The 15261-nt window shown below is 49.7% G+C and carries 13 protein-coding genes and 1 pseudogene; 6 read left to right on the forward strand and 8 right to left on the reverse strand.

All coding sequences use genetic code 11. From position 1 onward, the window contains the following. Nucleotides 1-117: 117 nt before the first annotated feature. From MWC30_RS12170 to MWC30_RS12195, 6 genes and pseudogenes are all read right to left on the reverse strand, one after another. Nucleotides 118-774: a DUF1566 domain-containing protein gene (locus MWC30_RS12170; protein WP_244084457.1), complete on the reverse strand. Its 657-nt coding sequence runs from the start codon at nucleotides 772-774 to the stop codon at nucleotides 118-120. Further along, the gene (locus tag MWC30_RS12175; RefSeq protein WP_244084458.1) at nucleotides 774-4538 is read right to left on the reverse strand and encodes an AAA family ATPase; all 3765 of its coding nucleotides are present in this window, start codon (nucleotides 4536-4538) and stop codon (nucleotides 774-776) included. Before MWC30_RS12175 ends, MWC30_RS12170 begins: the two co-directional genes overlap by 1 nt. Before the next feature lie 35 nt (nucleotides 4539-4573). Further along, nucleotides 4574-4831, reverse strand: a complete 258-nt coding sequence (locus tag MWC30_RS12180) for a hypothetical protein (protein WP_244084459.1) — start codon at nucleotides 4829-4831, stop codon at nucleotides 4574-4576. Nucleotides 4832-5039: 208 nt separating this feature from the next. Next, complete coding sequence (locus MWC30_RS12185; protein ID WP_244084460.1) at nucleotides 5040-6446, reverse strand: hypothetical protein; 1407 nt, start codon at nucleotides 6444-6446, stop codon at nucleotides 5040-5042. A gap of 2 nt (nucleotides 6447-6448) precedes the next feature. Beyond that, on the reverse strand, nucleotides 6449-7099 hold the full coding sequence (locus MWC30_RS12190; protein WP_244084461.1) for a 4Fe-4S single cluster domain-containing protein: 651 nt from the start codon (nucleotides 7097-7099) through the stop codon (nucleotides 6449-6451). Between the two features lie 578 nt (nucleotides 7100-7677). Next, nucleotides 7678-8232, reverse strand: a pseudogene (locus tag MWC30_RS12195) (DUF5685 family protein); the annotation flags it as partial. A gap of 332 nt (nucleotides 8233-8564) precedes the next feature. On the opposite strand from MWC30_RS12195, the gene MWC30_RS12200 reads away from it, so the two are divergent. Next, nucleotides 8565-9095, forward strand: a complete 531-nt coding sequence (locus MWC30_RS12200; protein ID WP_244084463.1) for a hypothetical protein — start codon at nucleotides 8565-8567, stop codon at nucleotides 9093-9095. 3 nt (nucleotides 9096-9098) lie between these two features. Beyond that, nucleotides 9099-9449 carry a transposase gene (locus MWC30_RS12205; protein ID WP_244084464.1) on the forward strand — a complete coding sequence of 117 codons (351 nt, stop codon included), beginning with the start codon at nucleotides 9099-9101 and terminating at the stop codon, nucleotides 9447-9449. A 432-nt stretch (nucleotides 9450-9881) separates the two neighbouring features. On the opposite strand, the gene MWC30_RS12210 is transcribed toward MWC30_RS12205, so the two are convergent. Together MWC30_RS12210 and MWC30_RS12215 are read right to left on the reverse strand one after the other, a co-directional pair. Then, nucleotides 9882-10115: an ATP-binding protein gene (locus MWC30_RS12210; protein ID WP_244084465.1), complete on the reverse strand. Its 234-nt coding sequence runs from the start codon at nucleotides 10113-10115 to the stop codon at nucleotides 9882-9884. A 695-nt stretch (nucleotides 10116-10810) separates the two neighbouring features. Continuing rightward, nucleotides 10811-10948, reverse strand: a complete 138-nt coding sequence (locus MWC30_RS12215) for a hypothetical protein (RefSeq protein ID WP_244084466.1) — start codon at nucleotides 10946-10948, stop codon at nucleotides 10811-10813. A 441-nt stretch (nucleotides 10949-11389) separates the two neighbouring features. Between MWC30_RS12215 and MWC30_RS12220 the strand changes: the two genes are divergently transcribed. The 4 genes from MWC30_RS12220 (at nucleotide 11390) to MWC30_RS12235 (ending at nucleotide 15184) form a co-directional block, all read left to right on the forward strand. Further along, nucleotides 11390-11617 (forward strand): type II toxin-antitoxin system Phd/YefM family antitoxin, encoded by a 228-nt coding sequence (locus tag MWC30_RS12220; RefSeq protein WP_244084467.1) that lies wholly within the window; start codon nucleotides 11390-11392, stop codon nucleotides 11615-11617. After that, on the forward strand, nucleotides 11614-12027 hold the full coding sequence (locus MWC30_RS12225; protein ID WP_244084468.1) for a type II toxin-antitoxin system VapC family toxin: 414 nt from the start codon (nucleotides 11614-11616) through the stop codon (nucleotides 12025-12027). The genes MWC30_RS12220 and MWC30_RS12225 overlap by 4 nt, the downstream gene beginning before the upstream one ends. Nucleotides 12028-12397: 370 nt before the next feature. Beyond that, nucleotides 12398-12898 carry a hypothetical protein gene (locus tag MWC30_RS12230; RefSeq protein ID WP_244084469.1) on the forward strand — a complete coding sequence of 167 codons (501 nt, stop codon included), beginning with the start codon at nucleotides 12398-12400 and terminating at the stop codon, nucleotides 12896-12898. Between the two features lie 3 nt (nucleotides 12899-12901). Further along, nucleotides 12902-15184 (forward strand): DNA sulfur modification protein DndB, encoded by a 2283-nt coding sequence (locus MWC30_RS12235; protein ID WP_244084470.1) that lies wholly within the window; start codon nucleotides 12902-12904, stop codon nucleotides 15182-15184. Nucleotides 15185-15261 lie beyond the last annotated feature (77 nt).

Below are 15261 nucleotides of genomic sequence, written 5' to 3' on the forward strand. Positions count from 1 at the left end.
TCCTCCATCACTTCAACCAAAACTGTCGTACAGCAGTAGGAGCTTCTTTGAATCTTCTAGGCTGAAATTCAAGGGAAAGGCGGCGTGCAGAAATAGCTGATCATTATTTAAAATACCTTAAGTATCTTGCAACCTTCCTCTTACCGGCCAGACATGTCCACCCCAACCACCAGCTCTGCTTATGATTTTACCGTACCATATATCTATGTGCGCATATTTCTGCCAGTGTTCATATACTGAAATTATGCATTTATCTTTATAAATATATTTTTTGATGTTTCTGAAAGGATGGTTGCATGGTAACGCTGGACGTTGCCGACCAGTGTCAATGAGAGATACAAGTTCGCGTTCAGTGGAGATCCGCCAATCACTGTAAGGACCGGTGCTCAGTTCACTCACCCAAGTCTCTGCATCTTCTCTCCAACTAAGATATGGGAATTGCCGTCCGATATCTCTTGTCCACATTAAGCCGGTCTTATTGTCTTCAACAACATCGTTATCTACAATTCTAAACCGTTTATTACATAACTCTGATTTAGATAGAGATTCTTTTATATCATATTTTTGATTTTTTATTTTACTCTCTAATTCCTGTAACTTGCTCTGCAGTTCCTTCATGGCATGCCAATTTTGCCGGGCTATCTCCAACTTCTTTCGATATAATGCCTCTTCCGCTTCCGAAAGCTTTGTCAGGTAAATCCTGAACTCCCAGCCACACTGTGGGCACAGCACTTCTGGTTCGTCAACTTTGAGTGTGCATACAGGGCAATCCATTATACGTGCTCCTCTGTCACTGCTACTGGTTTTGCAGGACCGGGTAGGAAAAACTCCTGCCAACCGTACCGCACTGGGCGAAAGAAATTGATTCCCACTGCATCCTTATGGTTGAATGCCCCCAAGAGTAAACCCAGCACAGTGCCGTCCCTGCGTGAAAAAACCGGTCCTCCTGAACTTCCAGGGTGAGCGAGAACAGAACATTGAACGAGGTCGCCATATTCATCCGATTGCACGGATGTCACATTCCCTTCCGTATAACAGGAATCATCGGAAAGCTGCTTTCCCAAAGGATATGCCAGCAGTCCGATGGCTTCTCCCTTTTGCAGAGACCTGTCAGGGGAAGCCAGAACGGCACTGGGAAAGTTCTCCCCTTCGAGCTGTATCATGGCCAGATTGATACCGTGCACTGCCTTGGCGACACGACATGAATGCCAGGATTCCCGGCCACCCCAGCGGACTCTCGCCCTGATGGACGATGCCCCTCGTACCACATGCTCGCAGGTGAGTGCCAGGCCATCATGGGAAATGATGAATCCCGATCCACAGGCCTCACCATCCTCCGCCTGAACCACCAGAAATAGGAGGGACGGCTCTACCAGAAGATGGGAGGGCCTTTCATCGTCTACCTCTCCATTGATGCTCCGAGGATAGCTTTGGGCGAGAATGGAAGGCGAAAGAGGTAAAAAGGGTGGCTCGCATTTGGCGGGTTTGGGCGCTGTACTATTCCGCATGCCTTGGGGCAGGTCCGAAATCTCCAATGTGAAAAGGGATTTCCTATCGGCGCTGCCCAGGTCTCCGGCGAATCCGGCCAATCGGTCAGCCTGTCGGGAGCATATTGCATCGAATAGATTCCTCACTTCCCTGCCGTTGCCGAAGGTCCGTCCAGCCGTTTCTACCAGACCCTCAAAGCTTGCGAGGAGAGCATCGTCGAGTCCATCCCCGAGAATCATGTTTCGATCTGCAGCCATCTGCCTGAAAATCGCTAGCATCTCCTCTGCGGAATAATCGTCGAAGACGATCTGTGAAGGGAATCTCGAGGGTAGTCCAGGATTTTCCTGTATGAAACGGTACATCGGTTCAGGATAGCCCGCAGCAACGATGCACAGGCGGTCTCTGTGGTTTTCCATGAACGCCACCAGGGTTTCGAGGGCTTCCTTTCCGAAGCTGTCGTGCGAATCTTGAACAAGCTGGTAGGCCTCGTCGATGAAGAGCACTCCATCCAGACTTCGCTCGAGGATATCTTTGGTTTTGAGTGCGGTGTGTCCCTGATAGGCTCCAACCAGATCCGAACGTCCCACCTCGACAAGATGGCCTTTCTTGAGCAACCCGAGTGCATGAAACATGCTTCCCATCAGACGGGCCACGGTTGTCTTACCTGTACCTGGGTTCCCCACGAAGAGGTAGTGGCCCGGGGCCAGTTTTTCTTCATTTTCTCGAGCCTTTTCCACCTTGATCCGGTTGATGAGACTGCGGACGGTTTCTTTCACTCTTGACAGTCCGACGAGGTGATCCATTGAGCCAAGAATATCTTCCAGCCGGTTCATTCTTGTGCCAATTCGCTTGCGGTCCTCATCAGGGATGTCCTGAGGCAGAAACATCAACATCTCAGCATCGGAACAGTTCGACAGATCAAGACGCTCCGACCGGCACTCACGCATTCTTTCGACCAGTCGGTGAACGTCTCGGGCGTTTCCAAAATCCTTCCCCCTATCCACTGTCCATATCTCGAATAGCCGTTCGAGATCTTCTTCGACACTTGGCGCAAGGGTCTCATTATTTCTTTTTACGATGTTTTGAAAAACCTCCAATAGCGCCGTTGCGTCAAAGTCCTCGAAATGGATGATCTTGGTGAAGCGGGATCTGAGTCCTGGATCGAGGTCCAGAAAACGCTCCATTTCTTCGGGGTAACCGGCTGCGATGACGCAGAGCCTATCCTCATTGTTGAGCATGAATGGGACAAGCTCCTTCACCGCGACCTGCCCAAACAGACGATTGCCGTCTTCAGCGAGTTGATGGGCTTCGTCGATAAAGAGCACTCCGTTTATGGCTTTCTGGAAGACTCTGGTGGCCTTTTCGTTCGTACCGCCGTGTCTATCTATGAGGTCTCCCGGGCTAACTTCAAAAGGTTCCGATCGACCGAGCAAGCCAAGTAGTTGGTAGATACTTCCCACAAGTCGGGCCACCGTCGTTTTTCCTGTGCCGGGCCGGCCAACGAACAGGTAATGACCCGGCAGAGGAGGTTCGGTATTTATTCCTCTCTTGATTCGTTCCTGCTGCTCCTGGATTCTTCGTGTCAAGCGATGCAGCCACACCTTGACTTCTCGCAGTCCCGTCAGCCCGGAGAGACGTTCCATCACTTCGTCGACTGTCGCGGCTTTTCGAGCCTTGAGGTAGCCCCGGAGGGACATGGGAACATCCTCTAGAGTGATCGTAAACCTAGCTTCCCGTTCAAGGTTCAATCCGTACACACGCTCAGCCCGACGGCCATCTATTTCTTGAAAAATATTGATGGCATCTCCGGCGTTCCCGAACGTCTGCGGATCTCTCGCCGCATGCCAGTTCACAAAGAAATCGGGCAACAGTTGCTGGAACGCACCGTCGAGTCGCCGTCCGTTGGCCTTGACCTGTTGTTCGAAAATGTGCTGTAGAAGGGGGGGATCGTAATCCGGAATGTGGATGATGTTTTGCTTTCCGAACCTGCGCATCAGCCCGTCGTTCATTTCGATAAACTTCTGAATACGATCCGGGTAGCCGGCGATGATGACGGAAAATTCCCCCAGGTGATCCGACATGGCCTTCATGATCGTTTCAACGGCTTCCTTCCCAAAATCGCTCTCACCGCCTTCAGCAAGGCAATAGGCTTCATCGATGAAAAGGATTCCTCCCATGGCTTGGTTGATCTTTTCGGCTGTCTTCAGGGCGGTTTGTCCGACGTATCCGGCTACGAGATCCTGCCGGGAAACTTCCACCATGTGTCCCAATTCCAGGAGTCCTTCCTCCCGGAAGATCTCCCCTACCATACGGGCGACGGTTGTCTTACCCGTGCCGGGACTACCGGTGAGAACCAAATGGAGGTTGAGCCCTCTATTCCCATCTTTTTGAATGGGCAGCAATCGAGATACCGCAGAGGACTCGTTGTCGAAGGCGGCATGTGCCCCTGTCGATCCTGGTTCCTGTGTACCTTCTTTCTGTAGAGCTACAAACTTTTCGACCGCCTTCGAAACGGTTTCCAGTCCTCTCATATTCTTCAGTCTCTGGAGAGCGGGTTCCTTTGGGCTATTTTCCGAAGCGAGCATTGACAAGGTGTCCTTTCCGAAGTCGCAGCACTCTCTGAGTCTGCCGCTCAGCAGTTTGAGCGTTTCTCCTTCGGAACAGATGCGGCGTGTCACCGTCATAGTGGTTGAAGTAAACTTCGTCCAGTCCGTGGCAAGCTCTTTTTTCAGACGCCAATAGTGGAACAGACTTTCCACTTCGTCGGCGCGAGGAGGCCCTGTATGAATGAGTCGTCTGGAAGGTCGGTCCTCGACGAACATCTTGCTCTGGAGAAATTTCCATTGTGGTGCCAGATCGAACAACCGTGACAGGTCTTTCAGGTCCACATCTGGAAAAATAAAAATGCAAATGTTTTCGTTGGTAGAGAAAAGACCGCCCCACTGGTTCATCCGGATGGCCATTTGTCTTACAGCAGCAGGTTCCGTGTGATTCATGAAATCGAGTCCATCGGTAAAAACTACCGCTGTTTTCAGCGAATCGTCATGCATGCTATGGTCCAGAATTCCCACAACCTCGAGGTCGCTCACCTTCCCGAGATGCAGAGGTTCGTCTCGTCGAGGAGTAGAGGCTTGCTCGGAACTGGAAGAGGATGTCTCACCCTGATGATTTTGACAACGAATTCGGCGCATACCCAGTGGGCCGGGACAGATACGACTTCTGCCGCCCGTTCGGTCCGTCCGTGAATTTTCTGCTGGGGTAGGTGGTCTGGATTCTCTTTTGGGTTTTCCAAAAAGGAGCTCTTTGGATTCATGATCGTAAAAATAGAGTTTCTGATGCCCATTGAAAAAGAGGATTCTTGAAAAACCCAAGGCACGCAGATGCAAATGCAATACTTCTTCGAGGTGAAGAATACCATAAGGTAAAAGGCAAAACTCGTCGTCCGTCTTGCCGCAAAGGAAGAAAAATCTGTCACTATAGCGACTGAAGAAGCTCGAAGTACAAAGAGTTGTGCTCATAGTATCGACTCGCACTCTTTCTGTTCGGGGGGCTCAAGACCTGCTGGTGCCACTCCCAGGGGAGGTTGGCTGAGCCCTTCTCACCCTGTCGAAATCGAGCAGTGAGGAATTTTCACACGACTTGCCCTCGGTTCCTGGCCTGCAGACCGGATTCGAACACTCCAAACCTTCCTCCTCGAGCACACCCATTAGAGCTTTGAGTCTCTCTTGTCGGAAGGACTCATCGTTGGTCGAGCGATCGAAAAAGTGAACTCCCAGACGATTCTGAATGGTATCGTGCGGTCCGGAATTGGGAGTGATGATCGTCACAATCTCGTCTCCTTGAGGATTTTGCAGCTTTACATGCACAGCCCTGCGAAAATCTTCCGCTTCGTAGGCTGCATCTGCGATCCGCCAGCCGGCTTGCTGGAGTGCCGTCTCGATGGTCTGTCCGATGTTATTCCTCAATTGTGAAGCGATCAATGCTTCCTTGGCTTTTTCAGCGAGTCCCATACCCTCCTGGCGCCATTGTTCGCAATGAGCAACGGATTTCTTGAGATCGTCCAGGGAGAGATTCTCCGATTGGCCGAGACGCTGTAGTTCTTTTTGCGCTCTTTTTCGCAGTTGGCTCAGCCCCCCTTCCGTCCAAAAGTCGATTTCTCCGGCTACCTCTTCGCTTCCGTCATCGGTTTCAAAAGCGAAGCGACATGCCTCCTGCGCATCACAATCGGCAAGGACTTCTGCTGCGCTGCGCTTGGCCATCTCGAGATGTGCTTCCCATTCCATCTCGAGTCGTTCCAGTTCGATGCGCAGTTCGGATGCCCGCAAAAATGTCTGCTGGGCCGAGGCTATGGCGGACTGAAAATTGCCCTGCTTGAAGTTGCCTTCGCTCAGAATCAGTTCACTGCGCAGTCGATCCAGTGCCCCGGGTTTGAATTTGTCGTGGCGATACTCGCTCTCGATCATATTCATGCATCTGCGAACGTCCTCGAGCCACTGAGAAGCCTGGTCTCTTTGGCTTGTCTCCTTACGATCGAGAGCGTCTTGAATATTCTTGATTTGCCCTTCGAGATCGCGGCGCTGCATCTGCATAGCCCTCGTGAAGGATTCGCCTTGTTCTCTTATAAGACTCAGATACTCTTCTCTCTGCTCAATCATTGTGTCCGAAAGAGTCTCCATGCTCCTGCGAAATTCCGCAGCCTGCTCCTGCAGTCTGCGGTTCTGCTCCCGTTCGACCCGGCGCATCTCTTCACTCATTCCGGATATGTGGCGCTCCATGTTTTCGTAGCGTTTATTCATGGAGGACATGCGATCGTTCAGCTCGCTTCTCAAGTCTCCGGAAAGTCTTTCCATACCGGATTTCACATTTCTTTCTACATTATCCAGGCGATTGCAGGAATTCATCATCCGGTTGTATTCCGACTGACGCAGGTTCACGTAACTGTCCTTTTCCCCGCTCATGATCAATCACTCCTTTCTTTCCATTTTCTAAGCGTTTCAGAACCAGGTATTCCCACCAGGAACAATTCAGCCTTCAACAGGTGAAGCTCTGCTTCCCTTCTCGGGCGTCCGTAGTGGTCTGGAACCAGCGCATCATAACGATTCGAGAGCAGGTGAACTCTCTGATTGGATGACCCGCGCAAGCTCAGTCCGTCGTCGAGTTCCTGCACGTACGGTCCATCGATGAGCAGATCTATACGGTCAAGGAATGCTGTGTTTGTAACCCTTTCCAACGATGAAGAGGAATTCTTGAGTTCTTCTAACGTGTATCCGGTATAAACAATAACGCCCAGATCCCGATGATCTAATAGAGCACTTATGAGCTTGGTGAGTTGTTGCGCCTGTAAGAACGGTTCTCCTCCACTGATGGTGATCCCTTCGATATCGCGCTCGCGAAGGATCTGATCCGCCAGGACGTCTATCGCAATTGAAGAGCCTCCATCAAAACGTCTGGATTCAGGACTCATGCAACCGGAACATTTTCGAGAACAGCCTTGTGTCCACAGGCCATAGCGAAGAAAAGGCCCAAGGGCCAGCGTATTGGGTAGGAGAGCGTAGAGGCGAAGGTGGTGGTTCAATAGCTTTTGTCTTTGAGTTTCGATAGCTTCTTTCATGGTAGGGAATCCTGTCTCACCGGAAGTCATCGAGCCTAGCAACAACTGTCATCCCTATATCTGCCACTACAGTGGTCGCGGCGGTAGGTTTTACGCCCGCCACATCCGTGGTCGACAGTTATGGTATCAGGCCCCCGGCGACGGCAGCCCAGGCAGTTTCGGCCAATGGCGATCAGGATGAACAACATGAGTGCCGGTGCGACCAAGGGTTCGAAGGGGCATCCCGTCGACTTCCCGCCATTCGAGGCGGATGCAAAGGTGGGTGAAGAAAGGACGGAAAGGATAGTCATAGGGCCTTTTTTCAACAGCGACAGGCTGTGATCGGGTTTTGGGATAGGACCGTTCAAGATCTCGGTGATTCGGCGTCGAAGCCTCAAAACCAACAGGTCTTGGAGGTAGTCGGTCGCTGGCAACTCGCCTACAGTTCTCTCCACTTCCAGCAAAGCCGCGTCGAGAAGGGCTTTGACCTGGTGTTTCAGCCTTGCGGGAGGTTCTTCCACCGTTTTGAAATGCCTTCCAAAACAGTGGTGCAAAGGATTGAAGATTCCAGCCAGGACATCGTGCCGGTAGTAGAGCATTCAGTCAAGTAGATAAACCATTTTGCCCAGAGCGCGCCCGATTTGGCGGTATACCCCCTGAAGATCGGGTAAGCCTTGTACAATGGTGAGATGTGAATAAATGGCCCTCATGACCTCGGCAGTTGGGGAAGCGAGATCGTGCAGTGCCGGAGCAGCCTCAGCTTCGATCTCCCGCTGCCGCATGAAGACCTCTGGCAAAATTGAGGGAGTAAACCCAAGGGACTCCAGTACAGATTGCGCATGCAGGCTCTTGCGTTCAAGCCACCTCCAGCCTATGGCAACAGGTCGACGACCCTCATCGTAGAAATCTTCCAAGACCTTTTCTCTGACGAGCAGAACAGACATGGCAGCCAGATACCTTATTGCCGAATGACGTGGCTCTATGGAATCGTTCCGGCAAAAAAGAGGGCACAAGCGTTTCGGCACCGTCTGAGACGTGTGCTGTGTGTTCACGAGTACAGCGAGGCAGAGAGCTATGTCGTAATTTGTGAAAAAGCGTGCTGCCTGCCCGTATTCTATAGCCAGTCCATTACAAAGGCTGCACAAGTATCTTTTGAAATGCTCATCGGATGAAAAATTTTGCTACCGGACACATTTTTTACTGGACAGCCTCCTGTAAAATCAATATCTTAGACTAAAACTCTTGAAATCGATGAGAGAAAGGAGTCTGTGATGTCTGATAACAAAAAATGTTCACCGCCGTTCGCCGAGCATTGACTGTAATCTGCTCAGCCCAAGAATCCGTTAATGGTGGCAGGATACTCAATCTCACAGCTGCTCTCGTTTGCGGCATCATACGAAATAAGGATTGCCATCTTTCCCATATTGCCGATGAAATGCCGGGCAACGCACTGCCTGCAAGCAACGAAAAACGGCTTCACCGTCTCATGAAAAACGAGAAGTTCGATCTGGAAACCTACTTTCTGCCTTTCGCAAAAGCTCTCCTCTCATGCCTTTCCCGGGAGACCCTGGTGTTGGCCATAGATGGGAGCACGGTTGGCCGCGGTTGTATGGCACTTGTGGTTTCCGTAGTCTACAAACAACGAGCATTGCCAATTGCCTGGCTGGTGGTCAAGGGGAAAAAAGGGCACCTTCCCGAAGCGGAGCACATCAAAATCCTCCAGCAGGTGCACCCTCTAATTCCAAAAGACGCCAAAGTCGTTCTCGTGGGCGATGGTGAGTTTGACGGCATCAATCTTCAGGCTGTCATCAAAAACTGGAAATGGCACTATGCATGCCGCACGGCGTCCAACATTACTCTCTATTGGGAAGACGAGCCCTTCGTATTCCAGGACATGGGCGACCACACTGCCCCTGGCGAAATCTTTAACGCTCCGGGATGCAAATTCACGCAGAAGAAATACGGGCCTGTTCTTGCTCTCTGCTGGTGGAGGAGAGACTGCAAGGAACCCATTTAACTCGTGTCCAATCTGAGCTCTGCCGAAGAGGCCTGTCATTTCTATTCCAAGCGATTTCGGATTGAAACCTTCTTCTCTGACGCCAAAAGTCGCGGATTCAACCTCCACAAGAGCCACATTTCCAACCCGGAAAGAATTTCCAGGCTTATGATCGGAGCCTGCCTTGCCTATTACTGGATCGTTTATGTCGGTGCCGTCGCGATGACCGGTGGCTGGTGGCGGAAAATCCGTCGCTCGAACCGCTGCGATCTGAGTCTCTTTCAGCTTGGCCTGAGCCTTTTGAAGTACTTTCTCAAGAATGGATTCGATATTCCCTATCGCTTCTGGTGTTTACCCGAAACTACAAGTGGTTAGCGACGGAGGAAACCTGTGGACACCCAAAGGTGTCCGGTAGCAAATGAAAAATCCAGATTCAGATGCCCGAACACGATTAATCCCACTTCTTTCACCGCCGCAACACTTTCAGTTGTCCACTGATTCACTTCGCAAACATGCGTGATTTTCCACCGAATACTTTACACCGAGGCCAAGTTGTTCCATACGGAAAGAGTTTGTATGAAAGGGTAGGTCGGGCAAGAACCCCGACCTACCCTTTCATGCTTCTTTGTGACCTATCGGGTCATGGAAGCTAATTCGGACAGAAAATAAAATTTCATGGGCAGTCCCGTGCTAGAGCGATTTTCTAAAAACCTCGCTCAAATCAACTGGCTCAGCTCAGAAAAGCTGACTGAAGGATATTGTCGATCGTCAAGGAAAACTGACCCCTGACTCAGGGATGATGGGGGATCATTTGGCGGCCTCCTTGAGTTTTTCTTTCATGCGAAAGCCGTTTCGGTTGATGGCAAAGATGTGAGAGTGATGGACAAGCCGGTCGATGATGGCCGTTGCGACCACCTGATCGGCGAAAACAGGTCCCCAGTCTTCAAATCCACAATTGTTTGGTGAGAATGACGGCTCTTTGTCAAAGCGGGTGCAAGCCAGCTGGAACAGAAAATTGGCCTGATCCTTCTCGATGGGCATGTAGCCCAGTCATCAATGATGAGGAGGTGAAGCCTCGACAAATCAAGAAGCTTGGTTTCGATATTTCGACAAGCCTTGCCAAGGGGGTTAGGCTTCGTAGGTGAGTCTCTCGCGGACGGCCCTCTCGGCCTCCTCCTGATAGTGGGAGAGAATCTCGCGCAGGTCCAAGGCCTTCAACTGCGATTGGAGGCGTGAGGTCATCGTATTCCTCCCCCATAGAACGGCCTGCAATCGGGGAGGAGACGCTTAGGAACCGACCGTAAAACCGGAACATCCAGCTTAAGTGGTTGCACAGGCTTCCTGAGATCTTCCTTGATGAGCGTCCGGAGTTAACGGTTGGAGTCCCGAGATGCAGGCACTCACGAAGAGCCTCCTGGACTGCCGAATCCTTGTAGATGCCGGTGAGATCGATGATTTTTTGCAGATGGCAGCCTGGGTTTTCCCCGCACCGATTTTTCGGCAAGCTGGACGGAAGCTTCTTTCGGATCCGAGAAAGTTTCCAGGAAGTGGACTTTGGCCCGAGATCGGCACCTCATCTTTTTATCAAGGGATTTCGGTTCATCGCCGATTAGCGTGAAACCGGCTCCTGTCATTCCGAGGCCTAAAGCCGAAAAATCTTGGTCTCTTGAGGCATCACAACAAGATTCCTCGCTTCGCTCGTAATGACATGTCTGCATGACGCGATGGAGATTACGTTAATCTGCGATGAGCTGAAATTTCTTTTCGAGTGGCTCGTACTCCGGATGAGGAAGAATGATTCCGTTGCCCTGCACGAGATCAAACCCGGCGATGGGGGTTAGGGCTGGGTCCAGGATCTGGAGTTTAAGCCCCATCACTTTTTCCACCCACACCCTCTTGCCGGATGGCCAAGGGAAATCGGATAGTGATTTGAATCGACATGGACATACCCATTTCAGCTGACTTTCCTCAGCTCTCTGCGGAAAGTCAATGAAACCGGGCGGAGAAACGCCCTCAAGGGTTCCTCAGACCAAAGAATCGAGGGTGCCTTTCCGGTTCTACTCTTACATCCGATGGAAATGTCTTCGTCGGATAACCGGCAAGGGGGTCAATTTTTAATGTGGATTTTCAAATGGCCTAATTAAGAAAACACTGGCTTTGTCACCCCAACGGTATTTGAATGAGCCCCGGAAACGGCAGGCAGTCCACCAGCGTGCAACCATACTTCACCATGACCTGTTGCGTATTGTTTGCAATATGTACTTTTAGGTGTACAATGCTCTCAATGGAGTTCGTCTCATAGCGAGGTAAGGGATATGCAGGAAACGAACGTCGTCGAACTGAGAAAGCGCATCAAGCACTATTTCGATGCAGTTGAAAGCGGTGAAGTTGTACGCGTTTATCGCAACGGCAGGCCTATTGCGGAGATCGTTCCGATACCGAAAAGCGATCGATCATGGCAGCGGGAAGTGCCCCGTCTGACCATCAAGGGGCTCTCCCTGAGTCGTGAAATCTTGAAAGATCGGGCGGAATCGGAATCATGAGAGTCTTCTTCGATACATCCGCTTTCGTCAAAAGGTACATTGAAGAACCGGAAAGCGAGAGGGTCATGGAGATCTGCAGGGAGGCAGAACATCTGGTACTGAGCCTCATATGCCTTCCCGAGATGATCTCAGCCCTCAACCGTTTGGTTCGTGAAGGGAGGCTTTCCGGCGATCAATACCAACAAGTCAAGGATCTCATCCTGGATGACTTCGAGGATGTAGAGGTTTGCGAGATCACAGCGGAAGTTATCAAACAAACGATTAAATGCATTGAGTGTCATCCGCTGCGTGCTATGGATGCCCTCCACCTTGGGTGCGCTCTCGTTGTGAAGCCTGATCTCTTTGTGTCTTCAGACAGGCGGCAAATTGAGGCGGCAACCAAAGAAGGCATGGAAGTCAAAGAGGCCTAGAGCTTGGGGGTGGAATGAAGACTTGATCTTCATGTGGTCGCTGTCCAAAGCCGCAGAATTCGCACGCATTCCAAGCTATTCTCTATGTCCTAATTGTGCGGCGGCAATGAACAGATGGAGATGCCATTGTGGCATTTAAGAGGTCCGTAGGTAATGAAACAGCTTGCCGAGGCTAAAATTTTTTTTCTGAGAGATGATAATGCAACATCAATTTAGGGCGTCAGCTATTTCCAAGGTTCCTCATACCACAGGATTGTACGCTTGGTATTATAAACCATGTGCTTTTGATCAAGAATCCATCAAAGGGGCATTTACATCAATTTTAAACAATTCCATCGAGGTTTCCAATAGTATCCAGATGAGATACGGGATGAGATATATATCGACCTCACAACTTTCACTCGTTTTTGGCCATAAGCAACAAGGTGTTTCTGATGTACTTAATGAAGTTATTGTAACATCAGATGAATTCTTGGCTAGTTTTTTCAAATCGGATGCAGTCCAAACCTTTACTAGGCCTATATATATCGGGATAGCCAAAGATCTGTACACTAGAGTGTATGACCAACATTATTCCTCTCTTCTCTCCATGTGGGAAGACACATCTCCAGTTAGCAAGTATCTTTCGGTTAACGCTGATGCAACTGTGCAAACAGTCATGGATAATCTCAGTATACCACATTCGTTTGCATTGGAGGCGAGGGTAAGGCAGATAGCTCCAATCGACCTGATCGTGCACATCTACCCGACAGAAAGTCTGCCGAAGGATATTGGGCCTGATGTTGATGATCCACAGTGTGAAAGTGCCGCTAGGCGAGCGCTGGAGACTCTTTTACAGTTAGTTGCAGATCCAATTTGCGGGAGGCGTTAAAACATGGCTTTTAAGTTCGGAGTACAGAAGAGCCAGATTTTCGGTACATATGGAGAATTTGCAGTAGGCTCTGATGATGATCGCGTTCGTGCGCAATTCCTATTGACCAAAATGAGACCTGGCTCGGAAGGAACTTGGGAAAATGAATTCGCTTCACAAATGGTGCCTTGGCGAGAGATGTTCAAGGTTGAAGAACTCACATTCGATGAGTTACTGCAGCGTGATTTAGACGACTCCCGAGTTGCACACGATCTGATTCCCTACTTACTTGGTGATAAGGGGGATCATGCTCGGTTCTTTCCGCCCGTACTTGCTGTGCTAGTTCCTAAAAGAACTAATCTAACTGGTATCCTGCCATATTACCCAGTGCCTCAGAATGGGTCTGATGACTCTATTAGCTTTGGAGACTTGTTTGACTTCCAAAAAATCAAGTTCAATGGAGACACAACCCCTCTAGGTGTAATTGAATACAACAGGCATAAAGCCGGCTTTGTAATTGTTGATGGTCAACACCGTGCAATGGCTGTTTTGGCTTTACATCGGCAGCTCACAACCTGGGGTGGCGATCGCTACGCTTCATATTACAATCATATTCCATTACAGGCAAAACAAGTAGAAAATATTGAGCTTCCTGTTTGCGTCATTTTCCTGCCTGATTTGCATGAGGGAAAACGAGAGTACTATGAAAAGAAGAGCATTAGTCTCAAAGAAGTCTGTAGAGAAATCTTTCTAGTTGTCAACAAGACAGCGAAAAAAGTCAGTGAATCAAGGCAGCTACTTCTAGACGATGAAGATTTCGCTGCCAGGATGATGCGTGCGACACTATCAAAGCTCAAAGGAAGAGGCGAAGAAGATGCAACATGCTCCCGAATCTATTCCTTTGCTTTTGGGGATTCAGATTCAGATCTAGGGAAACAAGTTGTGAGTGGGCAACTCGAATACTCGACGGCTGTTGCGCTCTACAAGATGCATTGCGCAGTTTCCTTTGGCATGCCTGATGCCTTTAACTTGGAGAATCCATCAGACATAACCGACTTAAGGAGGACCAAAAATCCCTCTCGGCCCGTTGAACTCTTAAAGGGATCATCTCTTGCTAAGCTCAAAGCGCTTTCCAGGTTTTCAGCGAAGTACATGCCATCTGACGATGTCAAGATAGCCGTAGGTCTCCTCTCAGAGGTAGGAGATATCCCCCTACTCAAGCTGTTCGATAAATTTCGGCCCCTTGCAATCCATAACGCTGAAATGAGAGCTTTACGAACTCGTTTGTCTGACCCTGACCTTCGTGCAGACCCAATCCAATCTAAGTGTTTCAGCCTACTGTTTGAGGGCAGTGGTGTACTCAATGTTTTCATTGATCACCATAAACGACTCAAGGAAAAGGAGAAAGAGCTTATCGAGGAGGGTTCTCCCGTAGGTGATTACGTCAAGAATCAGTTGAAAGATGCTGAAGCCGTTTTGAAAGCCTTGGATAGACATGAACGCATGATCAAAGAACGGAGATCAGCCAAGCTCTTTAGTATAAATCCGGATAAGTTTTTCAGCCAACCGGGAAATGAGGTTGAAAGGACAGAACTGATCAGCATCGCTAAATCTATCTTCGATACCATAGCCACTCAGGCATTTCAGCTAGGCTATTTAATGGCTGTTCATTCCATTGTGGAGGCGATGATCAATCTGGACGATTACGATAAAAGAATTACCGTAATCAACTTTGTCAGCGATATGTATGTAAAAGCTCTTAATACCTATTTTTCTCCTGGATCGGAAACTGAGCATCATACTTTCGCTGGGTACGTTAAAGAACCTCGAGCTGGGGTGTTTGCTACCGACCGCCTAGGATTGAGAGGTCTCCTCTCGCTTAGTGTTAGAGAACTCAATGAAAAGCAGTGGGTCTTCTTTCGATACGCCATCCTTGAGATTGTACATTCCAAGTATTCATTCGCAACTATTCACGAGGGGCTGAATTCTGACGGCAGCCAAGAGCTGAAAGACGCATATCTACAATGTCTGCCCGGACTCATACAAGATGTTGTCAAACTGCGGAACGGCTACATCGAAAAAGCTGTTCATGCATCACTAGGTTCACCAACTTTCACACGTGAAATAGAACTTCTTAAAGCCGAATTAAAGGGCAAAGGCAAGACAGAAGATGAAGTGAATGAGAGTGTGAGTAGCAAGAAGAAAGACGAATCCGCTAGAGTGCGCGTCAATTGCGAACACAACATAATCGCCAGCTTAGGTGAGACAGCAACTGCGGAAGTGATTGTCCAACGGCTGGCAGAATAGCGGATCGAGAAGAATATTGCGACACCTGAAGAGTTGAGGGCAAATCTTGCTACATACAAGTATTCCACAAACGGCTA

Origin of the sequence: Desulforhabdus sp. TSK (genome assembly GCF_022836495.1) — a bacterium.
Classification (GTDB): domain Bacteria; phylum Desulfobacterota; class Syntrophobacteria; order Syntrophobacterales; family Syntrophobacteraceae; genus Desulforhabdus.